General features: G+C 67.8%; 18 protein-coding genes. 2 read left to right on the top strand and 16 right to left on the bottom strand.

Annotation, left to right across the window (positions count from 1 at the left end; all coding sequences use genetic code 11):
- Positions 1-4: 4 nt before the first annotated feature.
- From NQK81_RS09175 to NQK81_RS09150, 6 genes are read right to left on the bottom strand one after another with little or no spacing between them, the layout of a single operon-like run.
- On the bottom strand, positions 5-148 hold the full coding sequence (locus tag NQK81_RS09175; RefSeq protein WP_257487858.1) for a hypothetical protein: 144 nt from the start codon (positions 146-148) through the stop codon (positions 5-7).
- Entirely contained in the window at positions 130-1,095 is a 966-nt protein-coding gene (locus NQK81_RS09170; RefSeq protein WP_257487857.1) for a LysM peptidoglycan-binding domain-containing protein, read from the bottom strand. Before NQK81_RS09170 ends, NQK81_RS09175 begins: the two co-directional genes overlap by 19 nt.
- Complete coding sequence (locus NQK81_RS09165) at positions 1,092-1,409, bottom strand: hypothetical protein (RefSeq protein ID WP_257487856.1); 318 nt, start codon at positions 1,407-1,409, stop codon at positions 1,092-1,094. The genes NQK81_RS09170 and NQK81_RS09165 overlap by 4 nt, the downstream gene beginning before the upstream one ends.
- 15 nt (positions 1,410-1,424) lie before the next feature.
- Complete coding sequence (locus NQK81_RS09160) at positions 1,425-3,683, bottom strand: hypothetical protein (protein ID WP_257487855.1); 2,259 nt, start codon at positions 3,681-3,683, stop codon at positions 1,425-1,427.
- Positions 3,684-4,526, bottom strand: coding sequence for a hypothetical protein (locus tag NQK81_RS09155; RefSeq protein WP_257487854.1), 843 nt, complete (start codon positions 4,524-4,526; stop codon positions 3,684-3,686). It lies immediately after the preceding gene.
- Positions 4,527-4,546: 20 nt separating this feature from the next.
- Positions 4,547-7,468: a phage tail family protein gene (locus tag NQK81_RS09150; protein WP_257487853.1), complete on the bottom strand. Its 2,922-nt coding sequence runs from the start codon at positions 7,466-7,468 to the stop codon at positions 4,547-4,549.
- Positions 7,469-7,549: 81 nt separating this feature from the next.
- Here NQK81_RS09150 and NQK81_RS09145 point away from each other — a divergent pair, with 81 nt between their 5' ends.
- Positions 7,550-8,902, top strand: coding sequence for a pentapeptide repeat-containing protein (locus NQK81_RS09145; protein WP_257487852.1), 1,353 nt, complete (start codon positions 7,550-7,552; stop codon positions 8,900-8,902).
- A 426-nt stretch (positions 8,903-9,328) separates the two neighbouring features.
- Here NQK81_RS09145 and NQK81_RS09140 read toward each other — a convergent pair whose 3' ends face one another.
- The 9 genes from NQK81_RS09140 to NQK81_RS09100 all read right to left on the bottom strand — a co-directional run bounded on the left by NQK81_RS09140 (position 9,329) and on the right by NQK81_RS09100 (position 13,713).
- Positions 9,329-9,607, bottom strand: a complete 279-nt coding sequence (locus tag NQK81_RS09140) for a hypothetical protein (RefSeq protein WP_257487851.1) — start codon at positions 9,605-9,607, stop codon at positions 9,329-9,331.
- Between the two features lie 78 nt (positions 9,608-9,685).
- Positions 9,686-10,336: a phage tail tube protein gene (locus NQK81_RS09135; RefSeq protein ID WP_257487850.1), complete on the bottom strand. Its 651-nt coding sequence runs from the start codon at positions 10,334-10,336 to the stop codon at positions 9,686-9,688.
- 12 nt (positions 10,337-10,348) lie between these two features.
- Positions 10,349-10,771, bottom strand: coding sequence for a hypothetical protein (locus NQK81_RS09130; RefSeq protein ID WP_257487849.1), 423 nt, complete (start codon positions 10,769-10,771; stop codon positions 10,349-10,351).
- Entirely contained in the window at positions 10,768-11,079 is a 312-nt protein-coding gene (locus tag NQK81_RS09125; RefSeq protein ID WP_257487848.1) for a hypothetical protein, read from the bottom strand. The genes NQK81_RS09130 and NQK81_RS09125 overlap by 4 nt, the downstream gene beginning before the upstream one ends.
- A gap of 3 nt (positions 11,080-11,082) precedes the next feature.
- Entirely contained in the window at positions 11,083-11,370 is a 288-nt protein-coding gene (locus NQK81_RS09120) for a hypothetical protein (protein ID WP_257487847.1), read from the bottom strand.
- Between the two features lie 57 nt (positions 11,371-11,427).
- The gene (locus NQK81_RS09115) at positions 11,428-11,784 is read right to left on the bottom strand and encodes a phage Gp19/Gp15/Gp42 family protein (RefSeq protein WP_257487846.1); all 357 of its coding nucleotides are present in this window, start codon (positions 11,782-11,784) and stop codon (positions 11,428-11,430) included.
- Positions 11,785-11,818: 34 nt separating this feature from the next.
- Positions 11,819-11,998 carry a hypothetical protein gene (locus NQK81_RS09110; RefSeq protein ID WP_257487845.1) on the bottom strand — a complete coding sequence of 60 codons (180 nt, stop codon included), beginning with the start codon at positions 11,996-11,998 and terminating at the stop codon, positions 11,819-11,821.
- Positions 11,998-12,981 (bottom strand): SU10 major capsid protein, encoded by a 984-nt coding sequence (locus NQK81_RS09105; protein ID WP_257487844.1) that lies wholly within the window; start codon positions 12,979-12,981, stop codon positions 11,998-12,000. Before NQK81_RS09105 ends, NQK81_RS09110 begins: the two co-directional genes overlap by 1 nt.
- A gap of 60 nt (positions 12,982-13,041) precedes the next feature.
- Entirely contained in the window at positions 13,042-13,713 is a 672-nt protein-coding gene (locus NQK81_RS09100) for a hypothetical protein (protein WP_257487843.1), read from the bottom strand.
- A 60-nt stretch (positions 13,714-13,773) separates the two neighbouring features.
- Between NQK81_RS09100 and NQK81_RS09095 the strand changes: the two genes are divergently transcribed.
- Positions 13,774-13,995 carry a hypothetical protein gene (locus tag NQK81_RS09095; protein WP_257487842.1) on the top strand — a complete coding sequence of 74 codons (222 nt, stop codon included), beginning with the start codon at positions 13,774-13,776 and terminating at the stop codon, positions 13,993-13,995.
- 368 nt (positions 13,996-14,363) lie between these two features.
- Here the strand turns inward: NQK81_RS09095 and NQK81_RS09090 are convergent, their stop codons facing one another.
- On the bottom strand, positions 14,364-15,881 hold the full coding sequence (locus NQK81_RS09090; RefSeq protein ID WP_257487841.1) for a phage portal protein: 1,518 nt from the start codon (positions 15,879-15,881) through the stop codon (positions 14,364-14,366).
- Positions 15,882-15,890: the final 9 nt, after the last annotated feature.

Raw genomic sequence — 15,890 nt, 5'->3', positions numbered from 1 at the left:
GTGTTTACTCCTTGGGTGTGCGGGGTGGGACGGAATCGAGGTAGTCGTAGGCGCGGACGAACGCGCGGGCGGTTTTCCAGGCCAGCCAGACGAACAGGACGAGCAGGAGCAGCCAGCCGCCGTTGCCGGTCACGGGATCGTGAGCCATTGGCCCGCGTAGATGCGGTTCGGGTTCGAGATGTTGTTCCGCGAGACGAGAGCGGTGACGGTGGTCCCGAACTTCGCGGCGATGCCGGAGAGGGTGTCACCGGACCGGATTTGGTATCGCTGGCCGCTGGAAGTGGCGCCGCGGATTCGGATCTTCTGCCCGGCGTAGATGCGGTTCGGGTCGGAGATTCCGTTGAGCGCGGCCAGCGCGGCGACGGTGGTGCCGAACTTCGCGGCGATGCCGGAGAGGGTGTCGCCGGAGCGGACGGTGTAGACCTCGGTGTCGGCCGGTGGCGTCGGTGTCGGAGGAACCGGCTGCGGCGCAGGGCCGCTGCCGCCGGTGACGAGATCGGAGAGCGTGAACTGCCCGATGGTGGCGTTGCGGTCGACGTGGCCGCCGATGCCGGGAACGGTCCCGGTCTGGGTGTGCTGGTGCAGCGCGAGTTTCGGGTGGGTCCAGCCGGGGTTTCCGGGGTTGCCGTTGTAGCGGGCGATCCACAGCAACACGCCGTCATCAGCCCACCGGGCGGGGTCGAGGACTCGGGTGAACCAGTCCAGGTTCGCGTACACCAGCACCTTGCGGACGCCGGTCGCGGCGCGCAGGCGTGCGATGAACCGCGGAATGAAGGCGTTGGCGGTGCCACGCAGTTCGGCGGCTTCCATGTCGAGCATCGGCGCCAGGGATCCGCTGGTGTGCAGGTTGTTCTGGCGCAGGTGGTGGGCGAAGTGATCGGCCTGGGCGTCCGGGTTGCCGGGGCGGGCGAAGTGGTAGCCGCCGGGGACGACGCCGGCGAGGCGGGCGGCGGGGACGCGGGGGCCGCTGGTGCGGTCGGTGTAGCCGGTTCCTTCGGTGAGTTTGAACGAGCAGTAGGTGATTCCGTTGCCTCGCACGGCGTTCCAGTCGTGGACCGGGTTCCAGTGCGACACGTCGATGCCGTAGTCGGTCAAGGGGTTGGTGGTCCTTCGGGTGGGCGGTTCATCTGGGCGCGCAGGGCGCCGACTTCGAGCAGCAGCCGCGCGTTCTCCTGGCGCACGGCGGACAGTTCGGTTTTCACGGCCGTGAGTTCGGCCAGGACGTCACGGGTGTGCGTGGCGCGGTCTTTCAGCAGCGCCTGATATCCGGCGTGCAGCTCGGCCAGCGCCTGGTGATCGGCCGAGGTACGAGCGGTGCGGATCGCGCGGCGAGCCGCGAGCAGGCCGGTGAGGGCACCGGTGGCGGGGCCGAGGGTCGCGGCCAGCGCGGTGAGCCAGTCAGGCGTCACAGGCGGCTCCAGGGTTCAGCGGCGGACCCGGAGGGTGAGGGTGTCGGCGAGGCCGTCGGTGGTGCTGAGGGTGCGGCGGCTGCCGATGACGACAGCGGCGATAGGGCCGCCGAGCCCGTCGGGGTCATGGATGTGGAGTGTGTCGAGGAGTCGTCGGCGAGGGTCTCCGACGACGGCAATGTCTCGAAGGACGGTGGTGGGCTGGGCGAGGTCGGCCAGCAGGGACGTGGTGATGGCCTGCATGGAGTCGAGGGTTTGCCGGAACGGGTTGTCCGGCAGGGCGAGGACACGTCGGCCATAGCGGGCGATGGAAGCGTCATGGGTGGCGACGTGGGCTATGGGGCGGCCGTTGATCACGGGATTACCGACGAGCCGCAAGGCTGGCGTGCGGCGGTCGTCGAGGGCGAACCGCAGCGCGAAGCTGTTGGTGTTCTGGATTTCCAGCTTGACGCGGTCCTGGCTGACGGGCATCGCTCGCACCGTGATGCCGGTGGTGACCTCGGCTCCGGTGTCCCGGCGTATCGGGCGGCACGCGGAGAAATGTTTGTAGCCTTCGTTCGTGTAGGTGCTGAGGGGGTACACCGACAGAAGGTTGCCGAGGAACGTGGACCTGGTTTGGAAGGTGACGATCGGTCGGCTGGTGCCCATGGGGGCTTCGAGTTCGTCGGCGGTCGCGGGTTCGTAGACGTTGACGTCTTTCATGGATTTCAGCCGGGGTACGGCGGTGAGGCTGATCTCGTTGCGGATCGAGTCCAGCGAGGTCGAGAGCGACAGTTCCGTGAGCGCCCCGGCAGCGGAGAGGGTCGCGGTAGCCGGTCGCGCGGCCAGGGCGTGCACGGTGTCGCGGTTAAGGAACCGGAACCGCCCGTTCTCGCTGTAGCTGATCACCCCGAACTCCGCTGCCGCTGCTTGTTTGAGGACGTCGAAGGAGTCGGCGTTGACGATGTCGGGCAGACCGGTCATCCAGTTCAGGCCGGTGTCGATTTCCGCTTGCGGCGTGTGCGGTGCGCCCCAGTCCGCGGGTGGCGCGGCCGCGATGCTGATTTGCAGGCAGCTCACCGGGACCGGCGTGCAGGCGAAGACCCGGGTTCCGCCGCTGCTGCTTTCCTCGGAGATCAGGGGCACGGTCTCGGTCGCGATGGGCGTGATCGTGCCGTCGACCATCCAGCAGGTCTCGATCGTGTACTTGGGCGACGAGGTGTAGCGGAACCAGAGGCCGACCCGATGCCACGCGGCCTCACCGGCGAAAGTGGGGCCGTTGATCGTGGTGACCAGGGACCGGTTCGAGTGGACCTTCAGCACGACTCGCCCGCCGGTGGTCACGCCGACAGCGAACGTCCCACCGGAAATGCCCCGGACGCCGGTGCTCATGCTGAGGATGTCGCCGTTCATGTTCGGCGCGAAGGTGTTGCTGGCACCGGCTTTGCAGTGGAATTCGAACAGGTGCCCCCGGCCCGGCCAGCTGGGATAGAACTCCAGCGCCGCGTTGGCGTTCATGTTCGCGGACAGTTTCGCCGTCCCGTTCGCCGCGAGCATCCCGTAGGGACCGGGGACGAACGCGGGCACGCTCGCGTCGAGCTTTTCGCCGTAGCCGAAGTCGGAGTTGAAGCCGACGTCGGCGATCAGGCCGCCGTGACAGGTCATCGCGAACATGCAGTCGGGCCGGGGTGGTGGGGAGGCGAAAATGCCGTTGCGCCGCAACACGTAGTCGATGACCCATTGGGTGTTGATGCGCCATTGGAACGGCCACTCGGTGGTGTTGTAGTGCTGCTCCTCCTCTTGCGCGACCGGTGGCAGCGTCACCGATGCCCGGAGCGTTTCGGCTGGATCCAGCGCGGCTAGCTCCACCGACCGGCCGGTCGCCGACAGCGTCAGCGTGCGGGTGGAGCCGGTGAACTGGCGGACGAGTTCCCGCCCCGACGCGGTGAGCAACCCCAGGTCACACGTCAGCGGGGCGTCGACGAGGTCGGTGTCGCGCAGCAGGGAATCCGGCCTGTACGGCGTGAGCACCCTGGCGATGTCGCGGGAATCGTCGGCGCGCTGGCCGGCGAGGGTGGCAGCCAGGGTCGCGGTTGTGTAGCCCTCGATCAGGGTGCACTCGTCCGGGAGATCCCCGGAGATCTGCCGTTCGATGACCAGGCTTTCGGCAACAGTGGACAGATCCGAGAGCGGATGGTCGAACCCGCCGCTCCGGCCCCAGTCCACGCGAACCTTGGCGCGGGGCTGGCGTTGCGGGGCGTCGACCGCCGCCGCCAGTTCGTCGGGTTGGGTCATCTATACCTCCAGCAGGGTGAGCGTGGTCGCGAACGATCCGGGAACGGGGTACGTCCATGGCATCGACTCGATCAGCACCATTGCGGCGCCGCCCCCGGCCGACCACCCCACCGGCTCCGGTCCGCTGGTGAGCGACCACGCCGAGGTGGTCACCATTGCGGCCTGCCCGAGCAGCAGACCCGGGCGTACCGACGCGGCACCGCCGGTCGCGGGCACGGTCAACCTCATCCGGGCGCCGTCGCTGGTGGGTGTGGCCGGTGTCGTCGACATGGTGGTGATCACGACGTCGGCCGCGTTGAGCACGAACGCGGTCAGCGTCACCGGGACCGTGGAGGCGACGCTGGCGGCGAACGTCACCGGCTCGCCCGGCAGGATCGGGACGGCGGACCGGGTCAGCAGCAGACCGCCGCCAGTGTCGGCCGTGGTCCACGTCAGAGCCCCGGATCCCGCAGGTGCCGGGTGTTCGGGAGGGGTGAGCGGGGTGGCCTGCCAGGTGAGGGTTCCGGCGGTGGCGAAACCTTCTGGGCCATGCTCGACGCTCCCGGCCGTGGCCACCTGGACAGGTAGCCGGTTTCCGGCGGTCGGGTCCAGCAACCACACCGGTCCGCCGAGCAGGCCCGCGTACAGCAGCGACAGCCACCGGTGTGTGTCCTCGTCAAGGTAGGGCCATGAGAGGACCCAGGTGCGGCGGATCCCGAGCCGGTCGATTGTCGGGCGCCCCGTGATCGACCGGTGCAGCCCGCCGGTGCGGACCTGCACCATTTCCGGGGCTCCGCCCAGCGACGGTGACGGCAGTGCCCGTAGCGCGCCGAGCGGCCCCAGCCAGAACACGGATTCGTCCACCGCAATCACCGTTCCTTTCGTTAGCGTCGGGCGTTGGCTGCGTTGACCGTGTTCACCAGTCGTGCAGTCCCCGCCCCGTCGACGTGGAGCCGTGCGCCGTCCAGCGCGAGCAGGACCCCAGCCGTCACGGCGGCCGAGATGGACGCGGCGTCCAGTGCGGACGTTCCCGGCTGGAACACCGGCCGGACCGGTGCAGCTATCTGGCCGTTCACCGCCGATGCGGTGCCGGGAGCGGGTGGTGTGTCCACTCGTAGGGTGTTGGTGAGGCCGGTCAGGTAGTCCCGGATCGACGGTTCGCCGTCTTCCAGCCCGCTCAGCAGACCGCGCATGATCAAGCGGCCGTTCCCGGTGAGGAGGACCCGGTCCCGTGCGGGTGGTCCCTTCCACGAGGTGATCCAGTTGGTGAGTTCGCCGAGCCGGTCTTTCACCCAGCCGAACCCGGAGGTGAGGCCGTCGACCAAGCCGCGGATCACGTTCCGCCCGGCTTCCCACAGCAGGGAGCCGAGGTTCCCGAGCGCGCCGAGGATGCGGCCGGGAATGCTGGCGACGAGATCGAGCACGCCGCCGATGCTGTGCGAGACGATCCCTTTGATCATTCCCCAGGCGCCGGAGACGATGTTCTTCACGCCGGTCCACGCCTGATCCCAGTTGCCCGAGATCAAACCGGTCACCACGGAGATGACGCCGGAGATCACGGTCAGCGCACCGGAGATGATCTCCACGATCGCGGAGAACTTGCCCTTCACCAGGCCAAATAGCTCCAGGATGATCGGCATCAACAGCTGGCTGATCTGCGTGATCAGCGGAGTCAGCGCGACGGCGAGCTGGGTGAACAGCCCTGCGGCCTGCACGATCACCGGCAGCAGCGACGTCACCAAATCGAGCAACGGCGGCAGCAGCCCGGACACCAGTTGCAGCAGCGGCGGCAGGATCGGCAACAGCGCCGTCACGATCCCGAGGAACGCTTCCGCCAGCGGCGGGATCACCGGCAGCAGCGCCGCGAGAATTTGGCCCGCGATCTGACCGAGCAGACCGCCTACCTCCGACAGCACCGGCGTAGCCGCCTGCAACGCGGTCGACACGACACCCGCGAGTTGCTGAATCGCTTGCACCACAACGGGAAGCACCGGCATGACCGCGTTCAGCGCGGCCAGCAGCACCGAGGTGAACACCCCGCCCAGCGCGGACAACACCGGCAGCACGGCCGAGAGGGCTTGCAGCAGCGCGCCACCGAGCTGCCCGATGATCGGCGACAGCGCGGTCAGCAACTGCCCGAGCGCGGGGGCAGCGAGCCGCAGCGCCTGCACCAGGAGCCCGCCGAACTGCGTGATCAGCGGCGCGAGCGTCCGCGCGAGCTCCACCAGGGCGGGAGTCAGCTCGGTGACCGCCGCGCCGAGAGCGCCGCCGAGCTGCCCCACCAGCTCCGCGACGGCCGGGGCCAGCGCGCCGACGATCGGCGCGAGCGCGGCAGCCGCCGGAACCAGGACCGCCGCCAACGCCTGGGCCGCCGTGCCCAGCACGGGAGCCAGGGCGGCGAGGACCTGGCCGAGCGGAGCCATCGCGGGTGCCAGCGCGGCGAACGCCGCCCCGATCATCGGCCCCAGCTGCGCGATCGCCGGAGCGATCGAGGTGACGATGGCCTGGCCGAGCGCGACGAGAACCGGCATCAAACCGGAGGTGACCGCGTGCAAGCCGTCGAAGATCTGTCCCAAAGCCCGCGCGCCCTCGGCGGAGCGCACGAACTCAGCCATCTGGCCCGTGACGTCGACCAGGACCGTGAGCAGCCCACCGCCGCCTGTGCTGGCAGCGGAGAACACCGCGAACACGACCTGCCCCAGGTTCTTCAAAACCGTGACCAGGTCACCGACGGCCGACAGGCCCGCTGAGAGCCAGTCGCGGAGCTGCCCGGACTCGCGTGCCGCCGCGATGAAGTCGGCGAACTTCTGCGCACCGTCAGCGAGGCCGGAGCCGAAGCCGGGCAGGAACTCTGCGCCCACGGCGGCGATATCGCGCAGCCCTTGCAGGAACGGCTGCACCGCTCGTGAGAGCTCGTGCATGGTCTCCGAGGTGTTGCCCAGGATCGAGCCGACGTCAGCGACCGTGCGGCCTTCGCGGGCGAACGCGGCGAAGCCGAGCGCGCCGGCGTTCAGCCCCTCGGAGATCCCGCCCAACCCGTGCCGCAGCAACGGCAGATACGTGCCCGACAGCGCGGTGATCTCCGAAGCCAGGCCGGTGAACAGCCGCTGCTGCACCTCCTGCCGCAGCCCGATGAACTCCGGGCGCAGCGCGCGGACCGCGTTCGCGGCCGCCGCCATCGCGGGCGGAAAGTCCTTGATCGCCTCGGCGTACTTCTTCGGATCCTCCTGCTTCAGCGCATCGGAGAACCCAGACACACCGAGCTTGAGCGTCTGCATGACCGCCACGGCCGCGAGACCGGCAGCAGGCACCGCCAGCAGCGACCCCGACGCGGTGGCCGCGACCGACCCGAGACCACCCAACGCGGTCACGGCCTGCCCGGCACCGGCCGCCATCGCCCCGTACTTCAAGGTGGCCAGGCCAACCGCGCCCGAGTGCAGCGCTATCGCACCGGTGGCCGACCGCATCCGGGAGTCCACGTCGGACAGGCCGCGGATACTCGCGCCGACCGACTTGTCCAGTACGACCTTGAGCGTGATGTTCTGACTGTCGAGACGCCGTTTCAGCGCGGCGAACCGGGTTTCGGCCGGTTCGGCCTCCAGCTCGGCCAGCAGCCGGATCGCGGTCTGATCGCCCTCGCGGGCGGCCACGCGCAGCTGTTCGCGCAGCAGCGCGGTTTTCACCTCGGCCGACAGGCTGATTTTCGGGGCCTGCCCTTCGGCCTCACGGACCTGATCGCGCAGGTGCCGCCCGAGCCCTTGGAGGGACGGCATGATCTTGAGGTAGGCGTGAGCAACCGAAGTCACGGGCGTTCACCACCCAGACACTTAGACCGGTCAGGGCGGACTTACCCGCGTCTCGATAGCGCGCTGTGCTGGAATAGCAGGATGAGTGGTGGGACGAAGGGGTATTCGCTGCGCGAGTTCGCGTGGGTTTGGGTGTGGCTGACCCTGGCGGTGAGCGTCGCTGTGGGGACCGTGATCACCATGCTGCTGTGGGGTGACACGCCGACCAATCATCGCGACGCGTTCGACATTGGATGGAAAAGCTCCGCCGCCGTGCTCGCGATCCTCGCTGCTTTTGTCACGGTCGAACGGCTACGGTTGAGCCAACGGGAGCATCACCGGCAGCTCGCCAACGATGAAGCCACCCATATCAACACTCTGTCCTCGCAAGCCAGCGAGCAACTCGGCAGCGACAAGGCTGCTGTCCGAATCGGTGGACTTACCGACCTGGAACGGCTCGCCGAGCAGCACCCGCTCTTAAGGCAAACCGTGGTCGACCGGATTTGCGCGTACCTGCGCGCCCCCTATCAGCCCCCACCTGATCTCGCCGCTCTCGCAGACGATGCCGAGCCTGTCATGGCGGCCAAGAGCTCTGCGCAACCTGCACAAGCGGAACCGCTTGCCTCAGAACTGTCTGATGATGAAATCGCGGCTCGACGCCTGGAACTGGATGTGCGCCGCACCGCACAGCAGATCTTGCAGCGTCATCTTCGGCAGGAGCCAGATCCAAACGCAGAGGCCGCGCCCCACGCGTTCTGGGAGAAAATCAGCCTCGACCTTCGCGACGCCGTGCTCATTGAAACCGACTTCGCAAACTGCCACATGGAATTCGCGGACTTCCGAGACGCCACATTCTGCGGCAACACTCAGTTCACCGAAGCGGTATTCACCGGGTATGCATTCTTCGCTAGGGCAACATTCACGGGAATCGCCGGGTTCAATAAGGCGACGTTCACCAGGGATGCCCTCTTCGACAATGTGACTTTCACCAAGGGCGCCTTGTTCAGTAGCGCAACCTTCGCAAAGACGGCCTCGTTTGAGAAGGGGATGTTCACTAGGCACGTCAGATTCGGTAAAGCGACCTTCGCCGAAGAAGCCTGGTTCAGTGATGCAACGTTCACCAAGGAAGCGTTCTTCGCTAAGGCGAGTTTTGCAAAGGACGCCTTGTTCGGCGACGCGACCTTTTCCGAGAGTGCCTGGTTCAATAAAGCGACATTCTCCGAGGGTGCCCAGTTCGACCGGGTGACGTTCTCCGGGAATGTCCGGTTCGACGGCGTGGCCGATCGCGATATCCAATTCGGCGGGGCCCGCGCCCGCTTGGACCGCAAGCACATATGGCCTGAAGGCTGGCGTACAGAAACTTCTCCGCAGGACCATAAAAATGAGGCGCAGGTGGTACGGTTTGTTCCGTCGGAGGGTAGCGGTTCCGACGATACGCCGGAGGTGCCGGTATAGCTCGCTGCACCGGCTCAGATCAAACACCGCGCATCCATAACGCAATTTCTCGCAGTGATTTCGGCTCTGCGTCATCCAACGCGCGGTCCATACTCGGACGAGCGTCGGACACATGTGTCCATGTGTCCAACGGTCCAGCCAACTGGGCATCGGAGACTTCCTGGCCAAGCGCCACGGCCACAGTTGCCCACAGGGCCGTGACCCGTCGTTCGACTGTGGCGACGACGAGTTCGGCGCGGGTCATTGCGCGGTGCGGGTCGTGCACTCGCCAGACGGCCGCGTCGTCCGGCAGATGCGCCACCAGCGCACACACCCGCCGGTAGGACAGGAATCCGCGGTAGAGGTCGAGAAGATCGACCCCGTACCGCAGCAGGTCCGTTTCGAGGGCTTCAGCGGTCGCCTCGTCAGCTAGGAGCAGGGCGACCGTTAGGGGTTTCCCCGCCCCAGCTCCTTCATGACCACGGCCGAGAAGTCTTCGGCGTCTGCGGCTGTGGTGGCCAGACCTCGCCACTTGGTGTACTGGTCGGGTCCGAGGATGAGTTTCAGCGCGGTCAGGTGCTTGCCGTCTTCCTCGGCTTCGAGGGCTTCGAGCGGGAACCGGTCCGGACTGGGCAGGGTGAACCGCTTGCTGCGCCAGGTCACGGCCAGGTCCGTGCCGGGCGAGGCGGGCTTGCCGGTTGCTTCCGCGCGCTGTCGAGTCGCCATCAGGTGGTGTGCTCCTTTAGTGAGGTGTTCGGAACGGTTCTTGCGGTGTGGACACTGACTAGCCGAGTTGGCTTAGCGTCACTTCACGCGCGGCTGGTCCTCGGTGATCACGTCGAGCGCTCCAGTGGTCACCGCAGGTGCCCCGAACAGCACAGCGGGGTCGTCGGTGAGCCACACGGCGATGTAGGTTTTTCCCTTCGGTGGCGCCAGGGCGGAGAACTTCATGCCCCAGCGCGCTTCCTGGGCGCGGCCCCACTGAGCGTCTTCGGTTTCGGACACCTCGGCGCGCGGCAGGTACAGGCGGTGGTGGTAGACCTCGGTATCGGAGACGGTGTCGATCCAGTCGACGCAGAGCGCGCGGACGTCGCCTTTGGGGATGGAGCTGATCTCGGCCCGGTAAACCTTCGGGGTACTGGTGCCGACGGCGGCGAACTTCATGCCACCGAAGTACGCGCTGAGCACTTCGCCCTTGGTTTCCTGGAACACCGACGCCACGGTGAGTTCCTGGGATTTGTAGACGTAGCGGGCGGGAGTGAGTTGCTGCCAGTGCTCGGTGCCCTCTTTTTCGACTTTGCGGGCCAGGGTGGTGCCGTCCGGGGTGGACAGCCCGAGCCCGACCCACGGGGCGGCGAGTGGTGCGATGGGGTCGGCGGGTTCGGGGGTGTCCGCTGGCGCGAGCGACACCTCACCGGTACCGGGGACACGGACGAGCGCGGAATTCATTGCCATGTAGGGGAAACCTCAATTGGTGGGGGTGCGCGCGAAGACAGCGGCGGCGCAGGTGGCCAGCGGTGCGGCCGTGTGTGGATCGATCCCGGCCAGTGGCGCGGCGATCGGTTCGGCTCGGATCATCAGGCCCGGCGGGCCGGGTGCGCAGAGCAGGCCGAGCGCAAGTCCGGCGAGGGCTTTCGAGGTGTGCGGGCTGTGGTGCCAGACGGTCAGCCGGATGACGGCACGTTGCACGGCGGGCCAGGTCCAGGTGTGGCCGTCATCGGCGACGAGCAGCCACGGCAGCGACGGCGGTCCGCCGTCCGGGCCCGCGCCGGTCTCGGTCGAGACCTGGACGCGTTCGGCGACCGCGAGGCCCTGGCCGGCGAGCAGACCGCGCAGGCGCCGCACGACCAGCCCGGCGACGTCGACCGGCACCGGCACACGACCGGTCACGTGCCGTCGTCCTGTTCGCTCTCGACCGACAGGCCCGCGGTTTCCGCCGAGCGTTTGAGCAGCCCGTAGCGTGCTTCCATCCCGAGTCCGGCAGGGTGGCGGATGGCGACCGACCAGCCCACGCGGTCGGTGTCAGGGTCGGAGTAGACGTCGATCGGCAGCGGCTCGCCCGAGGTCACCAAGTGCCCGGACGCGCGGGCGATCTCGGCGACCTTTTCAGCAACGGCCCGGATCTCTTGCTCGAACTCGGCGGAGTGCAGGAGTTCCGCGACGGCGGCGTAGTCGATCGTTATGCGTTCCAGGGCCATCGGTCAGCCCTCCACGTGGGTCAGGGTGAGTTCGTAGTGGACGTAGCCAAACCGCGGTGACCACCGCGCCGGTTCTCCGGACACCTCGAACGTCCGCCCATCCCACTCGATTCGCTCCCGTGCGGTGACCGGTGCGGCGGTGAACGCCCGCCAGCCGGTGACCACGGCCTGGCGGCCGGGCGCGGCCGGTTCGGTCGAACTCCCTGGCTGCATGAATCCGGCCACGGTCCGCCGAGGCGCGTCCGGGCCGTAGGTGAGCCGAGGAACCGGGTTCTCATACTCGTCCGGCACCGGAACGGGGGTGATGACGATCAAGCGATGCGGGAGACGCACGAGCGGTTCACCGCCTCACACAGTCCAGATGGTGAACGCCGCGCGCGGTGCAGGCACCGGTGGACGCAGCAGGTCTAGTTCGTCTTCGGTGAAGTACAGGCCGCCCCCGGCGTGGGCAGCGGTCCGGGAATGCCCGCCTATGGTTTCGGAGGTGTTGCCGTCCGCCGGGGACGCCAGCGCCCGCAGGACGGCCGTGCAGACGATTCCGGGGGCGGTGTCCGGCGGCGGGTCTGACAGGTCGGGTATCTCGTGGCGGACCCAGGCGGATGCGTCCTCCAGGAGCACGGCGGCGCGGGCCTCCTGTTCGACGGTCAGCGGTGCTTCGGATCGTGCGCGGACGCCGGCGACGGTCGCCAGCGGCGGGAGGGACACGAGGTGATCACCTCCCACCACCGGCTGGTCTTGCTCAACTGTCCGGGCCGTCCTTCGGCGGACGTCCACCGGCCGCCCGGACGCCGATCTCGGGCGGCAGTTTCTTGAGAGCGTCGGCGGTTGCCTTGTCGGTGACCTCGGCCTCGCCGTCGACGAAAGTCACTTCGAGGTCGTGCACGGTCAGCGCCGGGTACTTCGTGCTGGTGAACTTCATCAGGCACCCGCCACAGTGAGGCCGGTGATCTTGCCGTGGGCGTTCTCCGGCCCGTACTCCAGTCCGATCTCCCCATAGATCTGGGCCTTGTCCACTGAGCCGGTCTTGGCCAGGGGTTCGGAGAACAGGAAGCCCTTGCCGGGCGTCTCGAGCAGCACCGGCGCGCACTGGTCCAGGGACACCACTTCGACGGCATCGGCGGGCATGTAGCGGTTGAGCATCACGTTCAGCGTGCCGAAGTCCGTTTCAATGGTCGTCACGGAGACACCGGCGACGTTGCGGGTCTGTTCGCGGTAGTTCTTCTTCGTGATGAACTCGTTCGTCAGCTGCCGCTTCTGCCACGCCCCGCACATCAGGGTCGCGGTCTCCGACACCTGGATACCGCCGCTCGTCCAGACCTTTTGCAGCAGGTCCAGCACCATCGCTTCCGTCAGCGGCGCGGGCGTGGCGTTGGTGATCACGTTCGTCTTGGTCGCCTCCAGGATCCCGCGCGTCTTGCGGACCTTGGAGTTATCAGTGGGCTCCTGGAACGTGCCGGTGATGAACCCGGCTTCGACGTCGCGCCCGATCTGGATCAGCGCCTGGCGGGTCTGCCAGTCCATTTCGTTCACGACCGGGTTGGTGCCGCCGATCGACGCGGCGTTGGGGTTCGCCGAGCCGGTGGCGGCGAACATCTGCTGCGTGGCCTGGCGGGTGTAGGTGACGCCGATGGTTTCCTGGTGGATCTCCAGGACGTTGCGGTCCGTGCCCCGGACGCGGGTGTCCGGGCTGGGCGCGTCCGCGCCTTCGGCCCGCTGCCGGTTGGCGTCCGGGGCGCGCAGGTCGTAGACCTGCCAGGTGTGCACGACGGCGTTGGCGCGCTTGCCTCCGGTCAGGCCACCGATGGCGGACAGGAACGGGGTGTCGGTCGGGGTGAGGGCGAACAGTTCGCCCACGAAGTTCGGTGCGTTGTAGGTGTTGGCAATCGCGGCCACACCAGGCATAACGGTCTCCTGAAGGGTGTACGGGTGGTGTGCCGCCGGTGCGGCTGGGAACAAGCGCGGCTAGCGCTTCTGAGCTGCCTGTTCGGCGAGGCGCTGGTTTTTCAGCGTGATCGCGGTGGCCCAGTCGCCGCGCTTCTCCGCGTCGGCGATCTGCGAGTCGTAGCCCGCCGGGCCGGACTGCCGCGCGCCCTGCGACGGGTCGGGCGCAGGCCGGCGAGTACCGGCCGGTTCGCCGGTCCGGGCCAGATGCGGGCGGGCGAGGAGAACCGCGGCGAGGTCGGCCGCAATGGCGGTGGTGTCGATCTCCCCGTCGGTGCTGACGTAGCGGTCGCGGTCGTCGAGGTAGCGGGGCGCGTCGGTCGGATCCGCCCACCCGGATGCGGCGGCGCGGATCTCCGCGTCCACCGCCCGCCGCCGCAACACGGTCAGCTGTTTCTCGGCGGACTCGGCGCGCTTGGCGGCTTTCTCCGCGTCGGTCTGCTGCTCGGCCTCGATCGCGTCGAGCTTCGCCGCCTTCGCCTTGTGGTCCTTGGCGGCCTTCTCGGCCTTGCTCAGCTTGGCCTGAGCCTGCTCGAACAGGGCCTTGTAATCCACTTCGGCGGCCTGACCGGTCTCGGCCGGTGTGCTGGCCTGCCCGGTGTCGGGCGGGGTGGTGCCGGGCGCGGTCGTGTTGGGCTCCGGCGGGGTCTGCGAGGTGGGGGCGTTGTCGCGGGGTACGCGGGAATCAGTCACTACCTGTCCTCATGGGGATGCACTGAGTGCCGTTAGAGGCACGTATGAAAAACTCGCGGGGTGAACGCCAAGCCGACACGGACCCAGGCCGCTGTGGCCGTCTTTGGCGCGTGCTCGGTCGGAGCTCAAGTCGTCGCCGGTGCCAACGGCGGGATCACCGCTTGGCAACTCACGTGGATGCTGGCCGCCATGATCACGTTCGCAGGCGGTGCGATCGCGACCGAAAGCCTTCAAAAAAGGCTATTACTTTACTTCGGCCAACTGCACGGTTCAAGTAACTAGTGGGCTTGCAAAGCGTCCGCCAAGATCCATTGCCGATGCGTCGTACCTCCCGATCCGGGGGTTCCGAGCATGAAGGTGACGAACCCGACCCAATGGCCGGTGGTCGTCGCAATCCAGGCGGTGAGCGTTCCCGGCACCAGGCCCGTGAGGTCCAGCCCATCGGGGACAGTCCCCTTGGGAGCCCCAACCGGGAAGACGCGGCGCAGGTCGACCCACACGGGCTGACCTGGGTCAACCGTGTGCAGGTACGGCACGCCTCCGCGATCGGACATGTGTTCGATTATGCAACGCCCTCCGGTGGCGGGCTATGCGGTCTGGAGCTGCGCTGACACGTCTAACGCTGGTATGTCTACGCTGGCCAACTAGCGTTAAGACGCGCTTGCCGGTTCGCGGAACTGCACCGCCAGCGCGGGCCGCAGCCGTGATCCGGCAAGCACGCTCGGCCGCTCCTGTTCCTGACGGTCTGGCAGGTCGTCGGGATCTCGGTCCTGCGTTGGGCTGTTCTCGGTCGAAGCGTCTCGGTCGCCGTGCTGGGTGTTGACCTCGCGGTCCTCGGTCTCCATGTCGCGGATCTGCGCGTCGGAGTATCCGAGTGCACGGCGGGCGGAGCGGCGCGGCAAGAGCTTGTCCGCCGAGTACAGCTTCACCACGCCGTCGGCCTGGGCAGCGAACGTCGGCGTAGCCGGATCGACCCACTGGGTTTCGACCCGTAGCGCCTCGTCGGGCACCTTGCCATCGCGCACGTGCAGGATGCGCTGCGCCACCCGGTTCCAGCCGCTGCCGAACGAGCGCTGCCGCCGCTCGGCTCGTTTGATGTGGCGAGACTCCGACGACCGGATCCCCTCGGCGCTGGCGGGGTTCTCTGTGCTGTAGCCGAGGAAGTGCGGCGGGAGCCCGGACAGGCTGGCGACGAGACGGGCCAGGGTGTTGAGCGTGTTGTGGAAGTTGGCCAGGTCGGCTTCGGGGAACTGCCCGACCGCCACTCCGTCATCCTTCGGCGATTTCGAGGACGCCCAGAGAACGCCGGCGACGGCCTCCCATGGGGTGAGCGGGTTTCCCTTGCTGTCCACGAAATCGTCTTTGTCGAACCCGAGCGCGTACCGTCGCGGCATCGCGTGGAACTCCGCGCTCACCATCATGTCGGTGGCGATCTTGCAAGCCGCGTCCGACAGCGGCAGGACGCTCGCCAGCTCCGAGCGACCAAGCCGCGGTGGCGCGCTGCGGCGCCGCCGCGTGCGGGGCCGGTTCACCAACGGGACGACGGGCACGACGCCCATGCCGTGCCCGTCGCGGTCGGTCTCTTCCCAGACTCCACCGCCGTTGTCGGAGGAGTACCAGATGGTTTCGTTCGGCAGGTACAGCGTGGCGTAAGCCTCGGACTGGTCCCCGTCGCCGTCCTCGGAGAACTGCCGCTTCAATGCGGCCCGGACTTCGCGGGTTCGCGGGTCGATGTCAACGTGGACGTCGAGCGGGGACTCCACCGTCACCAGCGGCATCGACGGCTGGGCCTCGTTCGTGCCGATGATCGCGAAGGACCGGCCGAGCACCAGGGCGTCGATGTGGGCCTGCTCGGAGTGCAGGCCCAGTTCGTTCGCTGCCCAGATGTTCCACAGCTCCCGGTCGGCGGCTTGCTCGCCGCCGAGCCGGAACCCGGTCACGTCCAGTCGCTCATCCAGCGAGTCCACGACCAGCTCGGGCCAGTTAATCACAACCTGTCGCACGCGGGTGTCCAGGCGGCGCAGCAGCTCCGGGTGCATGTACGACAGCGACTGTTCGCCCTCGTAGTAGGCATCGAGGATTTCCAGCCCAGGAATCTGCGCGTCGTGCTGCCGGGTGATGCGGGTGATCCACTGTTCAGACGTCAGCTCGGCGAGGTTCACAGCCACGGTGACCTC

Origin of the sequence: Amycolatopsis roodepoortensis (assembly GCF_024628825.1) — a bacterium.
Lineage (GTDB): Bacteria > Actinomycetota > Actinomycetes > Mycobacteriales > Pseudonocardiaceae > Amycolatopsis > Amycolatopsis roodepoortensis.
This window is presented reverse-complemented; position numbering and strand designations above follow the sequence as displayed.